We start from the raw sequence: 17,359 nt of genomic DNA, 5'->3' as shown, positions 1-17,359 counted from the left end.
ATGACCAAGATCAAGGTCAACAACAACGAGATCGAGGTTCCGGACCACTTCACGCTGCTGCAGGCGGCGGAGGCGGGCGGGGCCGAGGTGCCGCGCTTCTGCTTCCACGAGCGGCTGTCGATCGCCGGCAACTGCCGCATGTGCCTCATCGAGGTGAAGGGCGGGCCGCCGAAGCCGGCGGCGTCCTGCGCGATGGGCGTCAAGGACCTGCGCCCCGGCCCGAACGGCGAGGCGCCGGAGATCTTCACCGACACGCCGATGGTGAAGAAGGCCCGCGAGGGCGTGATGGAGTTCCTGCTGATCAACCATCCGCTCGACTGCCCGATCTGCGACCAGGGCGGCGAGTGCGACCTGCAGGACCAGGCGATGGCCTACGGCGTCTCGTCCTCGCGCTACCGCGAGAACAAGCGCGCCGTCGAGGACAAGTATATCGGCCCGCTGGTGAAGACGATCATGACGCGCTGCATCCATTGCACGCGCTGCGTCCGCTTCACCACCGAGGTTGCCGGCATCTCGGAGCTCGGCCTCGTCGGTCGCGGCGAGGATGCCGAGATCACGACCTATCTCGAACAGGCGATGACGTCGGAGCTCCAAGGCAACGTCATCGACCTCTGCCCGGTCGGCGCGCTGACCTCGCGTCCCTATGCCTTCCAGGCGCGGCCATGGGAGCTGACGAAAACCGAGACGATCGACGTGATGGATGCGGTCGGCTCCTCGATCCGCGTCGACACGCGCGGCCGCGAGGTCATGCGCATCCTGCCGCGCACCAACGAGGCGATCAACGAGGAGTGGATCTCCGACAAGACCCGCTTCGTCTGGGACGGCCTGCGCACCCAGCGCCTCGACAAGCCGTATATCCGCGAGAATGGCCGGCTGCGGCCGGCCTCGTGGCCGGAGGCCTTCGCCGCGATCAAGGCGAAGGTCGACGGAACGGCGGGCGAGCGCATCGGCGCGATCGCCGGCGATCTAGCGGCGGTCGAGGACATGTGGGCGCTGAAGCGGCTGGTGCAGTCGCTCGGCAGCGGCAATCTCGACTGCCGGCAGGACGGCTCCAAGCTCGATCCGGCGGACGGGCGCGCCTCCTACCTGTTCAACACCTCGATAGCGGGCATCGAAGATGCCGACGCGCTGCTGATCGTCGGCGCCAATCCGCGCTTCGAGGCCTCGGTCCTGAACGCCCGCATCCGCCGCCGCTGGCGGCAGGGTAATTTCCCGGTCGCGGTGATAGGCGAAAACGCGAACCTTCGCTACGAGACGCTCTATCTCGGCGCCGGCATCGATACGCTCTCGGATGTCGCCGGCTCCAGCCGGCAATTCTACGACGCGCTGAAGGGTGCCGCGAAGCCGATGATCATCGTCGGCGGCAACGCGCTGAGCGGCGAGAACGGCGCGGGCGTGCTCGGCGCGGCGCTCCGGCTCGCGCACGATGTCGGCGCGGTGGCGGACGGCTGGAACGGCTTCAACGTGCTTCACACCGCGGCATCGCGGGTCGGCGGCCTCGACATCGGCTTCGTGCCGCAGGACGGCGGCAAGACCGCCGCCGAGATGGCGGTTGGCGGCGTCGACGTCCTGTTCAACCTCGGGGCGGACGAGATCGAGATCGCGGCCGGCTCGTTCGTGGTCTACGTCGGCACGCACGGCGACAAGGGCGCGCACCGCGCCGACGTCATCCTGCCGGCCGCCGCCTATACGGAGAAGTCCGGCACCTGGGTGAACGTCGAGGGCAGGGCGCAGACCGGCGGTCGCGCCGCCTTTCCGCCCGGCGATGCCAAGGAGGACTGGGCGATCTTCCGGGCGCTGTCGGCCGTGCTCGGCAAGACGCTGCCCTTCGACTCGCTGGGTGCGCTGCGGCGCGAGGTCTACGCCGAACATCCGAACTATCGCTCCGATGCCGTCGTGGCGGCGGACGCGTCGGTGCTGCGCGGCATCGCGGATCGCGGCGCGGATGCCGGGAAGGGCACGACCTTCGCCTCGTCGGTGGCCGACTTCTACCTGACGAACCCGATCGCCCGCGCCTCGAAGGTCATGGCGGAATGCTCGAAGCTTGCCAGCCGCGAGCATCTGGAAGCCGTGGAAGCGGCGGAGTAGGGACGGGACCATGACCGACATCTTCTCGTTCTACGTCTGGCCGGCGATCGTCATCCTCGCCCAAAGCGTCCTGTTCCTCGTCGTCCTCCTCGTCCTGATCGCCTACATCCTGCTCGCCGATCGCAAGATCTGGGCGGCGGTGCAGATGCGGCGCGGCCCGAACGTCGTCGGGCCGTTCGGCCTGTTCCAGTCCTTCGCCGATCTCCTGAAGTTCGTCCTGAAGGAGCCGGTGATCCCGGCCACCGCCGACAAGCCGGTGTTCCTGCTGGCCCCGCTCGTCGCCGTGACGCTGGCGCTCGCGACCTTCGCGGTGGTGCCGGTCGCGAACGGCTGGGTGATCGCCGACATCAATATCGGCGTCCTCTACATCTTCGCCATCTCGTCGCTCGAGGTCTACGGCGTCATCATGGGCGGCTGGGCGTCGAACTCGAAATACGCCTTCCTCGGCGCGCTCCGCTCGGCGGCGCAGATGGTCTCCTACGAGGTTTCGATCGGCTTCGTGATCGTCACCGTGCTGCTTTGCGTCGGCTCGCTGAACCTCACCCATATCGTGCTGGCGCAGCAGACCGGCATCGGGACGATGGTCGGCCTGCCGAACACCTTCCTCGACTGGCACTGGCTGTCGCTGTTCCCGATGTTCATCGTGTTCTTCATCTCGGCGCTTGCCGAGACGAACCGGCCGCCGTTCGACCTGCCGGAAGCGGAGTCGGAGCTCGTCGCCGGCTTCATGGTGGAATACGGCTCGACCCCCTACATGATGTTCATGCTCGGCGAGTATGCGGCCATCACCCTGATGTGCTGCCTCACCACCATCCTCTTCCTTGGGGGGTGGCTGCCGCCGTTCAACTTCGCGCCGTTCACCTGGGTACCGGGTGTGATCTGGTTCCTGCTGAAGGTCGCGCTGGTCTTCTTCATGTTCGCGCTGGTGAAGGCCTTCGTGCCTCGCTACCGCTACGACCAGTTGATGCGCCTTGGCTGGAAGGTCTTCCTGCCGATCTCCATCGCGATGGTCGTGATCACCGCCTTCGTCGTCAAACTCACGGGGGCGACCGGCTGATCCGGCCGTCGCCCAAGCCTCGAACCGTTCAAGGCCACCCATGAATGCCATTTCCCAGACCGTCCGGTCGCTGTTTCTCGCGGAGTTCCTCGCCGCGATCAAACTGACGATGCGCTACTTCTTCGCCCCGAAGGCGACGATCAACTATCCGTTCGAGAAGGGGCCGGTCAGTCCGCGCTTCCGGGGCGAGCACGCGCTGCGCCGCTATCCGAACGGCGAGGAGCGCTGCATCGCCTGCAAGCTCTGCGAGGCGATCTGTCCGGCGCAGGCGATCACCATCGAGGCCGGTCCGCGGCGCAACGACGGCACGCGTCGCACGGTCCGCTACGACATCGACATGGTGAAGTGCATCTACTGCGGCTACTGCCAGGAAGCCTGCCCGGTCGATGCGATCGTCGAAGGGCCGAACTTCGAGTTCTCGACGGAAACCCGCGAAGAGCTCTACTACAGCAAGGAAAAGCTCCTCGCGAACGGCGACCGCTGGGAGCGGGAGCTCGCGCGGAACATTGCGCTGGATGCGCCTTACCGCTAAGCCGCCGATATCGCGCCGGTCCTTCGCGGCCGGCGCGCTGTCCGTTACCCGCCGCTCTCCGGGCTCGCCCCGGAACAACGCTTCCTAGGACACCGGCGATGCTCGGCCTGCAGGCGCTCTTCTTCTACATCTTCGCCTTCATCGCGGTCGGCTCCGCGCTGATGGTCGTGTTCTCGCGCAGCCCGGTCCACTCCGTCCTGTTCCTGATCCTCACCTTCGTCGCGGCGGCAGGCCTGTTCCTGCTGACCGGAGCCGAGTACCTCGCGCTGCTGCTGATCGTCGTCTATGTCGGCGCGGTCGCCGTCCTGTTCCTGTTCGTGGTCATGATGCTCGACGTCGATTTCAAGGAACTGAAGCGCGGCGCGCTGAACTACGCGCCTGTCGGCGCGATTATCGGTCTCGTGGTCTTCGCCGAACTCGTCATCGCCGTGTCCGGCAACTACTACACGCCGGGGCCGAGCATCGTGACGGCCATGCCGACGCCGCCGATCGATCAGGTGACGAACATCGAGGCGCTCGGGCACGTGCTCTACACGCGCTACATCCTGCTCTTCCAGCTCGCGGGCCTCATCCTCTTCGTCGCGATGGTCGGCGCGATCGTGCTGACGCTTCGCCACTCGGCGAAGACGCGCCGGCAGTCGATCCCGCAGCAGGTGGCACGCAATCCGGCGACGGCGATCGAAATCCGCAAGGTCAAGAGCGGGCAGGGCATCTGAGGGACGGCAAATGGTCATCGGTCTCGGGCACTACCTCACCGTCGGCGCGATCCTCTTCGTCACGGGCGTCTTCGGCATCTTTCTCAACCGCAAGAACATCATCACGATCCTGATGTCGGTCGAGCTGATCCTGTTGTCGGTCAACGTCAACCTCGTGGCGTTCTCGGCCTTCTTGCACGATCTGGCGGGGCAGGTCTTCGCGCTGTTCATCCTGACCGTCGCGGCGGCGGAAGCCGCGATCGGGCTGGCGATCCTCGTCGTGTTCTTCCGCAATCGCGGCTCCATCGCGGTGGACGACGTGTCCACGATGAAAGGCTGACGGACGCATGTACGCCCTCATCGTTCTTCTGCCGCTCGCCGGCTTCCTGATCGTCGGCTTCCTCGGCAACTCGATCGGCGCGAAGGCGTCCGAATATGTGACGTCAGGACTGATGATCGTCGCCGCCGTCCTGTCCTGGATCGCGTTCCTGTTCCTCGCGCCGGAAGCCCCGCAGAGCCATGCCATCTTGCAGTGGATGCAGGCGGGCAGCCTTGACGTATCGTGGTCGCTGCGCATCGACCGCCTGACGCTGGTGATGCTCGTCGTCGTCAACACCGTTTCGGCGCTCGTGCACGTCTACTCGATCGGCTACATGCACCACGACCCGCATCGGCCGCGCTTCTTCTGCTACCTGTCGCTGTTCACCTTCGCCATGCTGATGCTGGTGACGTCGGACAATCTCGTGCAGATGTTCTTCGGCTGGGAAGGCGTCGGTCTCGCTTCCTACCTGCTGATCGGTTTCTGGTACAAGAAGCCCTCGGCCAGCGCCGCCGCGATGAAGGCCTTCATCGTCAATCGCGTCGGCGACTTCGGCTTCGCGCTCGGCATCTTCGGCATCTTCGTCCTGTTCGGCTCCGTGAATTTCGACACGATCTTCGCCGGCGCGGCCGATCTCGCGACGAAGCTCGGCGAGGGCGGCGGCGAGGCGGCGGCCGCGCCGATGTTCCATTTCGCGAACTACACGCTCTCCACCGGCGGCTTCGTCACCGCGATCTGCCTGCTACTGTTCATGGGCGCGATGGGCAAGTCGGCGCAGCTTGGCCTCCACACCTGGCTGCCGGACGCGATGGAAGGCCCGACCCCGGTCTCCGCGCTGATCCACGCCGCGACGATGGTGACGGCCGGCGTCTTCATGCTCGCCCGCATGTCGCCGATCTTCGAGCTCAGCCACCCGGCGCTGACCTTCGTGACCTTCATCGGCGCGACGACCGCGTTCTTCGCGGCGACGATCGGCCTCGTGCAGAACGACATCAAGCGCGTCATCGCCTATTCGACCTGTTCGCAGCTCGGCTACATGTTCGCCGCTCTCGGCGTCGGCGCTTACGGCCCGGCGATCTTCCACCTTTTCACCCACGCCTTCTTCAAGGCGCTCTTGTTCCTCGGCGCCGGCTCGGTGATCCATGCCGTCTCGGACCAGCAGGACATGCGCAACATGGGCGGCCTCAGGAAGCACATCCCGAAGACCTACTGGATGATGGTCATCGGCACGCTGGCGCTGACCGGCTTCCCTTTCACCGCCGGCTACTACTCGAAGGACGCGATCATCGAGTCGACTTGGGCCGGTGACAATGCCTTCGCGGTCTACGCCTGCGGGCTGACAATCATCGCCGCGGCGCTGACCAGCTTCTACTCCTGGCGCCTGATCTTCATGACCTTCCATGGCAAGCCGCGGGCCAGCCATGAGGTGATGCATCACATCCACGAGTCGCCGCCGGTGATGCTCGTGCCGCTCTACGTGCTCGGCGCCGGCGCGCTGCTTGCCGGCATCCTGTTTGAGCATTTCTTCATCGGGGAGGGCTACGGCGAGTTCTGGCGGGCCGCGCTCGTCACGGGTGCGGAGAACCACGTGCTGCACGAGATGCACGAGGCGCCGTTCCTCATCAAGATCGCGCCGTTCCTGGCGATGGCCGGCGGCTTCATCGTCGCCTGGATCTTCTACATCCGCTCGCAGAGCCTTCCGGCTCGGACGGCCGCGACGAATCCGGGTCTGTACCGTTTCCTCCTCAACAAATGGTACTTCGACGAGCTCTACGACGTCGTGTTCGTGCGCTCGGCGAAGGCGCTCGGCCGCTTCTTCTGGAAGACCGGCGATCAGAAGGTCATCGACGGGCTCGGACCCGACGGCATTTCGGCGCGCGTCCTCGACGTCACCGACCGGGTCGTGCGGATCCAGTCCGGCTACCTCTACCACTATGCCTTCGCGATGCTCATCGGCATCGCGGCCCTCGTCACGCTGATGATGGTCGGAGGCCGCTGAAGGCGATGGACTTCCCGATCCTTTCCCTCGTCACCTTCCTGCCGCTGGTCGGCGTCGCGCTCATCGCCTTCACCAGCGACGAGACCGAACTCGGCCGCACCAACATCCGGCGCATCGCGCTGATCACCACCGCTTTCAACTTCGTCGTCTCGCTGTTCATCTGGATCGGCTTCGACAAGACGCAGGCCGGCTTCCAGATGACGGAGAACGTCGCCTGGATGAGCGAAGGCGGCATCGGCTACCGCATGGGCGTCGACGGCATTTCCATGCTGTTCGTCATCCTGACGACCTTCCTGATGCCGATCTGCATCCTGGCGAGCTGGGAGTCGGTGCAGAAGCGCGTCAAGAGCTACATGATCGCGTTCCTGATCCTGGAAACGCTGGTCATCGGCGTGTTCTGCGCGCTCGACATCGTCCTCTTCTACATCTTCTTCGAGGGCGGCCTGATCCCGATGTTCGTGATCATCGGCGTCTGGGGCGGCAAGCGGCGCGTCTACGCCAGCTACAAGTTCTTCCTCTACACCTTCCTCGGCTCGGTGCTGATGCTCATCGCCATCATGGCGATGTACTGGACCGCCGGCACGTCCTCGATCCCGGACATGCTGCAGTACAAGTTCCCGGCCTCCATGCAGACCTGGCTGTGGCTCGCCTTCTTCGCCTCCTTCGCGGTGAAGATGCCGATGTGGCCGGTGCACACCTGGCTGCCGGACGCGCATGTCGAGGCGCCGACCGCGGGTTCGGTGATCCTCGCAGGCATCCTCCTGAAGCTCGGCGGCTATGGCTTCCTGCGCTTCTCGGTGCCGATGTTCCCGCTCGCGTCCGAGTACTTCTCCACCTTCGTGTTCACGCTGTCGGTCGTCGCGATCATCTACACGTCGCTGACGGCGATGATGCAGGACGACATGAAGAAGCTGATCGCCTACTCGTCCGTCGCCCATATGGGCTTCGTGACGATGGGCATCTTCTCGGCCAACGAGCAGGGCATCCAGGGCGCGATCTTCCAGATGCTGAGCCACGGCCTCGTCTCCGGGGCGCTGTTCCTCTGCGTCGGCGTCGTCTACGACCGCATGCACACCCGCGAGATCGATGCCTATGGCGGTCTCGTCAACCGCATGCCGGGCTATGCGGCGGCCTTCCTGATCTTCACGATGGCGAATGTCGGCCTGCCCGGCACGAGCGGTTTCGTCGGCGAGTTCCTGACGATGCTCGGCGTCTACCGGGTCAACACCTGGGTCGCGATCTTCGCTGCGACCGGCGTCGTCTGGTCCGCAGCCTACGCGCTGTGGCTCTACCGCCGCGTCGTCTTCGGGGCGCTGACCAAGGAGAACCTGAAAGACATCCTGGACCTGTCCCCTCGCGAGAAGGCGCTACTCTATCCGCTGGCGATCCTGACCGTGTTCTACGGGGTCTATCCGATGCCGGTCTTCCACGTCACCGAAGCGTCGGTGCAGGCCGTGGTGCAGAACTATTCGGCGGCGGTCGACGCCGCTTCCAAGGTCGCCGAAGCGAAGTAGGGGTTTCCCGACGATGAACGAAGCCCTTTCCGCCAGCCTGTCCATCGTCGCGCCGGAGATTTTCCTCGGCGTCGGCTCCATGCTGCTTCTGATGTTCGGCGCCTTCGCCGGCGAGCGCAGCGCCCGGCTGATGACCTCGCTCGGCGTCGGACTGCTGATCCTGACCGCGATATGGCTCATCGTCGGTGCGCCGAACGGGGTGGCCTTCGACGGCACCTTCGAACTCGACGCCTTCGCCCGCTTCATGAAGATCCTGGTGATCGTCGGCTCGATCGCCTCGCTGATCCTGACGGTCGGCTATTCCGAGACGCCGCGCTTCGCGCGCTTCGAGTTTCCGGTGCTGGTCTGCCTGGCGACGGTTGGCATGATGGTCATGGTCTCGGCCGGCGACCTGATCGTCCTCTACATGGGCCTGGAGCTGCTCTCGCTGTCGTCCTACGTCATCGCGGCCTTCAACCGCGACTCCATCAAGTCGACGGAGGCCGGGCTGAAATACTTCATCCTCGGCGCGCTCTCGTCCGGCATCCTGCTCTACGGCGCGTCGATGGTGTACGGCTTCACCGGCCAGACGCAGTTCGACGCCATCGCATCGGTGCTGACCACGGAGACGCGTTCGGTCGGTCTGCTCGTCGGTCTGGTCTTTGTCATCTCCGGCCTCGCCTTCAAGCTCTCTGTCGTGCCGTTCCATATGTGGACGCCGGACGTCTACGAAGGCTCGCCGTCGCCGGTCACGGCCTTCTTCGCCTCCGCCTCGAAGGTCGCGGCAATGGGCCTGTTGACGCGCTTCCTCATGGGCGCGTTCGAGCCGTTCGTGGCCGACTGGCGGCAGGTGATCGTCTTCATCTCGATCCTGTCGATGGCCTTCGGCGCCTTCGCCGCGATCGGGCAGCGCAACATCAAGCGGCTGATGGCCTATTCCTCGATCGGCCACATGGGCTACGCGCTGGTCGGCCTCGCCGCCGGCGACGAGGCGGGCGTGCGCGGCGTCGCCATCTACATGGCGATCTACATGATCATGTCGCTCGGCACCTTCGCGGTGATCATGTCGATGCGGCGCGGCGACGAGATGACCGAGGACGTCTACGAGTTGAACGGCCTGTCGCAGTCCAACCCGACGCTGGCGCTGGCGCTGACGGTGATGATGCTGTCGCTTGCGGGCCTGCCGCCGCTCGGCGGGTTCATCGCGAAGTACTACGTCTTCATGGCCGCAGTCGGTGCCGGGCTTTGGCCGCTCGCCATCATCGGCGTCGTCACCTCCGTCGTCAGCCTGTTCTACTACCTTCGCATCGTGAAGGTGATGTGGTTCGACGAGCCGAGCCATGCGTTCGTGCCGGCGAGCATCGAACTGCGCGGCGTCCTCGCCGTTTCGACGCTTTTCGTCTTCCCGGCCTACATCTTCGTCGCGGGACCGATGCTGGCGGCGGCGCAGGTCGCGGCGCGCAGCTTCTTCTGAAGTGACGGCGACCGCTCGTCAGTCCCGGCGTCACCTCGCGTTCGAAGAGGTCGGCTCGACGAACACGGTCGCGATGGAAGCCGCGCGGGCGGGCGATCCAGGCCCGCTCTGGATCACGGCGGCGCGGCAGACGGCCGGCAGGGGGCGGCGGTCGCGGAGCTGGGTTTCCGAGCCGGGCAACCTTTTCGCGAGCGTCGCTCTGATCGATCCCGCTCCGGCTGACGCGCTCGGCAACCTGCCGCTCGTTGCGGCTCTCGGCGTGCGCAACGGTCTGGCGGCTCTGCCCTATGCGACGAAGCCGGCAATCGCGATCAAATGGCCGAACGACGTGCTGGTCTCCGGCCGGAAGGCAGTCGGCATCCTCATCGAGAGCGAGCGACTGCCGAGCGGCCGAATGGCTGTCGTCGTCGGGATCGGCGTCAACGTCGCTTCTTGCCCATCCGATACGCCGTACCCGGTGACGAGCCTCGCGCAGGAAGGCTGCCGCGCCGACCTCGCGGCGGTCTTCGGCTGCGTCGCCGAAGGGCTGGAGGCCGCGCTGTCGCTCTGGGATCGCGGCCGGAACTTCGCCGCCATCCGTCTCGCCTGGCTGCAGTATGCCGCCGGCCTCGGGGCACCCTGCCGGGTCAATCTCGCCGACCGCTCGATCGACGGGACCTTTACCGATCTCGATGAAGCCGGACGTCTGGTGCTGAAGGAGCCGAGCGGCTCGGTTCGCACCATCTCAGCCGGCGACGTTTTTCCGCTGGCGTCGGCCGACGCCGCATCTACCTATGGACATGTGGCGGCGCAGTAGCCGCGAACCGTTTCGGTGGTCCGCCGCATCGCCTCCGCGAAGCGCCGGACCGCCGCTTGAACCGAAGTGACCTCGACTTGAACGAACTGGTATTTCTGCCTCTCGGAGGCGTCGGCGAGATCGGCATGAATCTCGCCCTCTACGGTTTCGGGCCGCCGCATCAGCGGCAGTGGCTCGCAATCGATTGCGGCGTCTCCTTCGCCGGGCCGGAGTTCCCCGGCGTCGAACTCGTGCTGCCGGACATCTCCTTTCTCGAAGCCGAGCGCGCGAACCTTCTCGGCATCGTGATCACGCACGCGCACGAGGATCATTACGGCGCGCTGCTCAGCCTGTGGCCGCGCCTGAAGGTGCCGGTCTGGGCGACGCCGTTCACCGCCGGCATGCTGCAGTCGAAGCGCGAGGGCGAGCCGGGCGCGCCGAAGATCCCGGTCACGATCTTCCGGGCTGGCGACCGCTTCGATGTCGGGCCCTTCTCGCTCGAGGCGATCAACGTCACGCACTCGATCCCCGAGCCGGTATCGCTCGCCATTCGCACGCCGCTCGGCACGGTGCTCCATACGGGCGACTGGAAGATCGACCACCATCCGGCGCTCGGCGAGCCGACCGACGAGGCGCGCCTTCGCCAGATCGGCGAGGAAGGCGTCCTCGCACTCGTTTGCGATTCGACGAACGCCATGCGCGAAGGCGTGTCGCCGTCCGAGTCCGAGGTCGGCGCTTCGCTGACGGAGATCATCCGGCAGGCGCCGGGGAGGGTGGCCATCACCACCTTCTCGTCCAATGTCGGCCGGGTGAGGGCCGTGGCATTGGCCGCCGCTGCGGCGGGGCGGCAGACGCTGATCATGGGCCGCTCGATGCGCCGCGTGGTCGATGTCGCGGGCGAGCTCGGCTATCTCGAAGGCGTGCCGCCATTCGTGGACGAGAGCGAGTTCGGCTACCTGCCGCGCGACAAGGCGGTGATCCTCCTGACGGGCAGCCAGGGCGAGCCGCGCGCCGCGCTCGCCCGCATCGCGCGCGACGACCATCCGCAGATCGCCTTCTCGAAGGGCGATCTCGTGATCTTCTCCTCCCGAACCATTCCCGGCAACGAGCGCGGCATCATCGACATCCAGAACATGCTGATCGGCCGCGGCATCGACATCCTGGAGGATCGCGATGCGCTGGTGCACGTCTCCGGCCACCCGCGGCGCGCGGAACTGCGCCAGATGTACGAGTGGATAAAGCCGAGGATCGCGGTTCCGGTCCACGGCGAGAGCGCGCACCTTCGCGCCCATGCCGAACTCGCCAAGACGCTCGGCGTCGGGCAGGTGGTCGAAATCCGCGACGGACGGATGCTGAAGCTGGCTCCCGGCGCGGCGGAGGTCGTCGACGAGGTGCCGGTCGGACGGATCTATCGCGACGGCATGCTGATCGGCAACGAGGAGGAGATGGGCATTGCCGAGCGGCGGCGCTTCTCCTATGCCGGCCACGCGACGGTGCTGCTGCAACTCGCCGCCAACAACGAACTCGCCGACGATCCGGACGTCGTCTGCGTGGGCATGCCGCGTACGGACGCGCAGGGCGAGGATTTCGAGGAACTGCTGATCGACGCGGTCGCCGGCGCGATCGAAAGCATCCCTCGGCAGCGCCGCAAGGACGACGACGTCGTGCGCGAAGCGGCCCGCCGCGCCGTGCGGGCTGCCGCCAACAGCGCCTGGGGGAAGAAGCCACTCGTGACCGTATTCCTCGCGCGGAGCTGAAGCGGTGGGCTGGATCACCGCCCTCGCGATCTACTTCATCATCTGGTGGACGGCGCTGTTCGCCATCCTGCCGATCGGCGTCCGCTCCCAGACCGAAGAGAACGACGTCGTGCTCGGCACCGATCACGGCGCGCCGGCGAGCTTCAGCTTCTGGCGGAAGGCGTTCTGGACCACGGTGGTCTCCACCGTGATCTTCGCCGCATACTACTTCGTGACCGAGACGCTGGGCTTCGGCATCGACAGCATCCCGACGCTCTTCCCGCACGCCGGGTAGGGCGGTTCGCGACGGACTGCGCAAAAAAAATGCAAGGCCGAAGCCTTGCATCGTGAATTTCCGGTCCGGGTTTCACACCGGAACAATGTCCAGGGCAGCAGCGTGAGCTGCGCCGGAAACCGCGCCCTCCCAAGCCAAGACCGTTGAAGCCGCGCGTTTTGCGCCTTGTTCTGGGGCCGGACCCTAATGGCGGACCGGTGTCTTGTCACGAAGTTTTTCGCAGCGGAGATGGTGTGAGCGAAGACGGTTAAACCTTCGGCAACCCGTGCCCAACGATTCGGCGCATCCGCATCGCTTTCCATTCGCGGCCGCAGTCGCTAAGAGCCGGAGACCCGGCGACCGTTCGCCGGGCGCGTTCCATTTCCGCGCCATCTTGCCGGTCTAGGACCGGCTCGAACGCCGGTTGCCGAAGGCCGATCTCCGACGATGCGTTTGTCGCAATATTTCCTGCCGATCCTGAAGGAAACGCCGAAGGAAGCCGAGATCGTCTCGCATCGGCTGATGCTGCGCGCCGGCATGATCCGCCAGCAGTCGGCCGGCATCTACTCGTTCCTGCCGCTCGGCAAGCGCGTGCTCGACAAGGTCTGCCGGATCGTGCGCGAGGAGCAGGACCGTTCCGGCGCGCTGGAGATCCTGATGCCGACGATCCAGTCGGCCGATCTCTGGCGCGAGAGCGGCCGCTACGACGACTACGGCAAGGAGATGCTGCGGCTGAACGACCGGCACGACCGCGACCTGCTCTACGGGCCGACGAACGAGGAGATGGTGACGGACATCTTCCGGTCCTACGTCCGCTCCTACAAGGACCTGCCGCTGAACCTCTACCACATCCAGTGGAAGTTCCGGGACGAGGTGCGCCCGCGCTTCGGCGTCATGCGCGGCCGCGAGTTCCTGATGAAGGATGCCTATTCCTTCGACATCGACCAGCAGTCGGCCCGCACCGCCTACAACCGGATGTTCGTCGCGTATCTCCGCACCTTCCAGCGCTGCGGCCTCCAGGCCATCCCGATGCGGGCCGATACCGGGCCGATCGGCGGCGATCTCAGCCACGAATTCATCGTGCTCGCCTCCACCGGCGAAAGCGAGGTCTTCTGCCACCGCGACTATCTCGGGCTGCAGGTGCCGGGCGAGGACATCGATTTCCACGACGAGACGCAGCTTCAGGACATCGTCACCGCCTGGACGACCCCCTACGCGGCGACGGACGAGATGCACGACGAGACCGCCTGGAACGCGGTGCCGGACGACGAGAAGCTGGCGGCGCGCGGCATCGAGGTCGGGCACATCTTCTATTTCGGCACGAAGTATTCCGAGCCGATGGGCGCCACAGTGACCGGTCCGGACGGCCGGCAAATGCCGGTGCACATGGGTTCCTACGGCATCGGGCCGAGCCGGCTCATCGCCGCGATCATCGAGGCGAGCCACGACGAGGCCGGCATCGTCTGGCCGAAGTCGGTCGCGCCCTTCGATGTCGGCATCGTCAACATGAAGCCGGGCGATGCCGATTGCGACGCGGCCTGCGACAAGCTCTACGCCGAGTGCGTCGCCGCCGGGCTCGATCCGCTGCTCGACGACGAGGACACTCGAGCTGGCGCGAAGTTCGCGACGATGGACCTCATCGGCCTGCCGGTGCAGGTGATCGTCGGCCCGCGCGGCGCGAAGGCCGGCGAGGCGGAACTGAAATTCCGCGCCACCGGCGACCGCGAGACGCTGCCGCTCGGCGACGTCGTCCGGCGGCTCTCCGCGTGACGACCGCGACCCTCGACGCGGCGGTCGCGGGCAGCGGCGCACCGAAGACCAAGCCGTTCTCGCGCTTCGAGTGGATGCTCGCCACCCGCTATCTGCGCTCGCGGCGGCGCGATGCCGGCGTCTCGGTCATCGCCGGCTTCTCCTTCGTCGGCATCATGCTCGGCGTCGCGGCGCTGATCATCGTCATGTCGGTGATGAACGGCTTCCGCGCCGAGCTGCAGACCCGCATCCTCGGCGTCAACGGCCACATCGTGCTGCGCGACATCGATACGCCGCTGACCGACTACGCCGAGGTCACGGACCGCGTGTCGAAGGTGCCGGGCGTTTCCTTCGCGATGCCGGTGGTGGACGGTCAGGTGCTCGTCACCGGTCCGTCGGACGTGAAGTCGTTCAGCCTCGTGAAGGGCGTTCGCGGCGAGGACCTGAAGAAGCTGAAGCCCGTCGCCTCGAACATCAAGATCGGCACCATCGACGATTTCGATCAGGCTGGCGGCGTCGCCATCGGCACGCGGCTGGCGCAGGGGTTGGGGCTGCAGCTCGGCGACCAGATCACCATCATCTCGCCGGACGGTGACGTGACGCCGCTCGGCACGACGCCGCGCATCAAGGCCTATCCGGTGACGGCGATCTTCGAGATCGGCCTGTCCGACTTCGACGCTGCCTATGTCTACATGCCGCTGTCGGAGGCGCAGCTCTTCTTTAATCAAGAGGGGCGCGCCGCATCGATCGAGATCTTCACCGACCATCCGGACGACGTGAAGGACCTGCAGGGCCCGATCGAGGAGGCGGCGAAGCGGCCGAACTACACCTCGACCTGGCAGACCGACAACCAGGCCTTCTTCTCCGCCCTGCAGGTCGAGCGGAACGTCATGTTCATCATCCTGACGCTGATCATCCTCGTCGCGGCGCTGAACATCATCTCCGGTCTGTTCATGCTGGTGAAGGACAAGGGGCGCGATATCGCCATCCTGCGCACGATGGGCGCGACGCGCGGCTCGGTGATGCGCGTCTTCTTCATCACCGGTGCGTCGATCGGCGTCTGCGGCACGCTGGCCGGCTTCGTGCTCGGCGTCGTGTTCTGCCTCAACATCGAGGAGATCCGGCAGTTCTTCTCGTGGCTGTCGGGCACCGTTCTGTTCAACCCGCAGTTCTATTTCCTGTCGAAGCTGCCGGCCGAGATCGATTTCACCGAGGTCGTCTCCGTCATCGGCATGGCGCTCGGTCTCAGCTTCCTCGCGACGATCCTGCCGTCCTGGAAGGCCTCGAAGCTCGATCCGGTCGAGGCGCTGCGTTACGAATGAGCGGTCCGGCGAAGTCCCTGCGGCTCGAAAAGGTCGCGCGCCATTTCGGCGAAGGCGAGACGCGTCTCGACGTGCTCGCCGGCGTCGATTTCGCCATCGAGGCGGGCGAGATGGTGGCGCTCGTCGCGCCGTCCGGCACCGGCAAGTCCACCCTTCTCCACATCGCCGGCCTCCTGGAGCGGGCGGATGCCGGCGAGGTCTACGTCAACGGCGAGGCGTGTAGCGGGCTGGACGACGCGCGCCGCACCGAGATGCGTCGCCAGTCGATCGGCTTCGTCTACCAGTTCCACCACCTGCTGCCGGAATTCTCGGCGCTGGAGAACATCATGCTGCCGCAGATGATCGGCGGCCTCCAGGCCAAGGAGGCGTCGGAGCGGGCGAAGCAGCTCCTCGACTATATGCGGATCGGCAAGCGCGCCTCGCACCGGCCCGCGGAGCTTTCCGGCGGCGAGCAGCAGCGCGTGGCCATCGCGCGGGCGGTCGCGAACAACCCGTACGTCCTGCTCGCCGACGAGCCGACCGGCAATCTCGACCCGAAGACCTCGCACTACGTCTTCGATGCGCTGACGGCGCTGGTGCGTCAGTCCGGCGTCGCGGCGCTGATCGCCACGCACAACCACGAGCTCGCGGCGCGGATGGATCGGGTGGTGACGCTCGAGGCCGGCCACATCGCGCCCTACAGCTTCGACTAAGCCGCGAGGCTCGACCGCGGCAGGCGCGCCCGCTAGAAGCGGGCAAGTCTCTCCTGCCTCCGGTCCTCCCTTGTCATCCATGCACGAAGCGCGCGCCGGTCTGCGCGAGGTTCTGCCGATCGTCGTCGTGATCGTGCCGTTCGGCGCGGTCTTCGGCACGATCGCCTTCCAGGCCAAGCTGACGCTGGTGCAGACCCTCGGCTTCAGCGCGTTCCTCTATGCCGGGGCCAGCCAGCTCGCGGCGGTGCAGATGGTGGCGATCGGCGCGCCGCTCTGGGTGGTGCTCCTGTCGATCGTGGCGGTGAACTTTCGCCACGTGCTCTATTCCGCTTCGATCGGCCGGCTGCTGACGCGATTCTCGCCGCTGCAGAAGGCTGCCGCCTTCTTCCTGCTGGTCGACCCGGCCTTCGCGGCGGCGGAAGCGCGGGCGGCGGAGAAGACGCTCACCAAGACCTTCTATTTCATCTACGCCGTAATTCTCTACGTGGCGTGGGTCCTATCGTGCTGGCTCGGCTACGCCTCGGGCCGCCTGATCGAGGACCCGCACGCCCTCGGTCTCGATTTCATCCTGCCGGTCTATTTCCTGGCGCTCGTCGTGGACTTCCGCAAGCGTGCCAACTTCCTGCCGGTCGCCGCGATCAGCGCCGCGACGTCGGCCGCTCTCTACCTCACGGTCGGCCCGCCCTGGCACGTGACCTTCGGCGGCCTCGCCGGGATCGCCTATGCGGCGATCGTCGACCCGAAGACGCCCGAGCCGGAGACCGAGCGATGAGCCAGATCTGGTGGATCATCCTCGGCGGCGGGATCCTGACCTATGCCACGCGGATCGGCGGCTATCTCGCGGTGGCGCGTTTCGAGAGGCTGCCGCCGCGCGTCGAGCGGGCGCTGGAAGCGGTGCCGGCGGCCGTGCTGATCACGCTGGCGGTGCCGGGTTTCGTCGACGGGACCTGGCTGGAACGGCTGACCTTGGTGGCGGCGGGCGTCGCCGCGCTGCGCCTGCCGCACATCGCCGTCATCTTCGGGTCGGCCGCCTTCGTCGCCGGCATGCGCGCACTGGGCTTCTGAGCGAAGCATATCCGCCTGCCGACATCCGCTGTCGCCGAATGGACGTTTCGCCGCAATCGAAGCTGACAGTCTCCCCCGATCCGCGCTTC

At 66.2% G+C, this 17,359-nt stretch carries 16 protein-coding genes; all 16 read left to right on the top strand.

Annotated elements, in window-relative coordinates:
• Nucleotides 1-2,088 carry an NADH-quinone oxidoreductase subunit NuoG gene (nuoG, locus tag F6X38_RS03865; RefSeq protein ID WP_150968217.1) on the top strand — a complete coding sequence of 696 codons (2,088 nt, stop codon included), beginning with the start codon at nucleotides 1-3 and terminating at the stop codon, nucleotides 2,086-2,088.
• A 10-nt stretch (nucleotides 2,089-2,098) separates the two neighbouring features.
• Nucleotides 2,099-3,145, top strand: coding sequence for an NADH-quinone oxidoreductase subunit NuoH (nuoH, locus tag F6X38_RS03860; RefSeq protein WP_150968216.1), 1,047 nt, complete (start codon nucleotides 2,099-2,101; stop codon nucleotides 3,143-3,145).
• A gap of 40 nt (nucleotides 3,146-3,185) precedes the next feature.
• Nucleotides 3,186-3,677, top strand: a complete 492-nt coding sequence (gene nuoI, locus F6X38_RS03855) for an NADH-quinone oxidoreductase subunit NuoI (RefSeq protein ID WP_150968215.1) — start codon at nucleotides 3,186-3,188, stop codon at nucleotides 3,675-3,677.
• A gap of 98 nt (nucleotides 3,678-3,775) precedes the next feature.
• The gene (locus F6X38_RS03850; protein WP_150968214.1) at nucleotides 3,776-4,393 is read left to right on the top strand and encodes an NADH-quinone oxidoreductase subunit J; all 618 of its coding nucleotides are present in this window, start codon (nucleotides 3,776-3,778) and stop codon (nucleotides 4,391-4,393) included.
• A 10-nt stretch (nucleotides 4,394-4,403) separates the two neighbouring features.
• Nucleotides 4,404-4,712, top strand: coding sequence for an NADH-quinone oxidoreductase subunit NuoK (gene nuoK / locus F6X38_RS03845; RefSeq protein ID WP_150968213.1), 309 nt, complete (start codon nucleotides 4,404-4,406; stop codon nucleotides 4,710-4,712).
• 7 nt (nucleotides 4,713-4,719) lie between these two features.
• Nucleotides 4,720-6,690: an NADH-quinone oxidoreductase subunit L gene (nuoL, locus tag F6X38_RS03840; RefSeq protein ID WP_150968212.1), complete on the top strand. Its 1,971-nt coding sequence runs from the start codon at nucleotides 4,720-4,722 to the stop codon at nucleotides 6,688-6,690.
• Between the two features lie 5 nt (nucleotides 6,691-6,695).
• The gene (locus F6X38_RS03835) at nucleotides 6,696-8,204 is read left to right on the top strand and encodes an NADH-quinone oxidoreductase subunit M (protein ID WP_150968211.1); all 1,509 of its coding nucleotides are present in this window, start codon (nucleotides 6,696-6,698) and stop codon (nucleotides 8,202-8,204) included.
• A gap of 13 nt (nucleotides 8,205-8,217) precedes the next feature.
• Nucleotides 8,218-9,657, top strand: coding sequence for an NADH-quinone oxidoreductase subunit NuoN (nuoN, locus tag F6X38_RS03830; protein ID WP_150968210.1), 1,440 nt, complete (start codon nucleotides 8,218-8,220; stop codon nucleotides 9,655-9,657).
• Between the two features lies 1 nt (nucleotide 9,658).
• On the top strand, nucleotides 9,659-10,453 hold the full coding sequence (locus tag F6X38_RS03825; RefSeq protein ID WP_246191183.1) for a biotin--[acetyl-CoA-carboxylase] ligase: 795 nt from the start codon (nucleotides 9,659-9,661) through the stop codon (nucleotides 10,451-10,453).
• A 125-nt stretch (nucleotides 10,454-10,578) separates the two neighbouring features.
• Nucleotides 10,579-12,189: a ribonuclease J gene (locus F6X38_RS03820; protein WP_150968371.1), complete on the top strand. Its 1,611-nt coding sequence runs from the start codon at nucleotides 10,579-10,581 to the stop codon at nucleotides 12,187-12,189.
• A gap of 4 nt (nucleotides 12,190-12,193) precedes the next feature.
• On the top strand, nucleotides 12,194-12,463 hold the full coding sequence (locus F6X38_RS03815) for a DUF1467 family protein (RefSeq protein ID WP_150968208.1): 270 nt from the start codon (nucleotides 12,194-12,196) through the stop codon (nucleotides 12,461-12,463).
• A gap of 426 nt (nucleotides 12,464-12,889) precedes the next feature.
• Nucleotides 12,890-14,212 (top strand): proline--tRNA ligase, encoded by a 1,323-nt coding sequence (gene proS, locus F6X38_RS03810; RefSeq protein WP_150968207.1) that lies wholly within the window; start codon nucleotides 12,890-12,892, stop codon nucleotides 14,210-14,212.
• A gap of 74 nt (nucleotides 14,213-14,286) precedes the next feature.
• Entirely contained in the window at nucleotides 14,287-15,513 is a 1,227-nt protein-coding gene (locus F6X38_RS03805) for a lipoprotein-releasing ABC transporter permease subunit (protein WP_150968370.1), read from the top strand.
• Nucleotides 15,510-16,205 carry an ABC transporter ATP-binding protein gene (locus F6X38_RS03800; RefSeq protein WP_150968206.1) on the top strand — a complete coding sequence of 232 codons (696 nt, stop codon included), beginning with the start codon at nucleotides 15,510-15,512 and terminating at the stop codon, nucleotides 16,203-16,205. The genes F6X38_RS03805 and F6X38_RS03800 overlap by 4 nt, the downstream gene beginning before the upstream one ends.
• A gap of 79 nt (nucleotides 16,206-16,284) precedes the next feature.
• Nucleotides 16,285-16,977: an AzlC family ABC transporter permease gene (locus F6X38_RS03795; protein ID WP_150968369.1), complete on the top strand. Its 693-nt coding sequence runs from the start codon at nucleotides 16,285-16,287 to the stop codon at nucleotides 16,975-16,977.
• On the top strand, nucleotides 16,974-17,270 hold the full coding sequence (locus tag F6X38_RS03790) for an AzlD family protein (RefSeq protein WP_150968205.1): 297 nt from the start codon (nucleotides 16,974-16,976) through the stop codon (nucleotides 17,268-17,270). Before F6X38_RS03795 ends, F6X38_RS03790 begins: the two co-directional genes overlap by 4 nt.
• Nucleotides 17,271-17,359: the final 89 nt, after the last annotated feature.

This window comes from Plantimonas leprariae, from assembly GCF_008802405.1.
GTDB lineage: Bacteria > Pseudomonadota > Alphaproteobacteria > Rhizobiales > Rhizobiaceae > Plantimonas > Plantimonas leprariae.
Note: the sequence above shows the minus strand (reverse complement) of the source record. Positions and strands in the feature narration are given on the sequence as shown.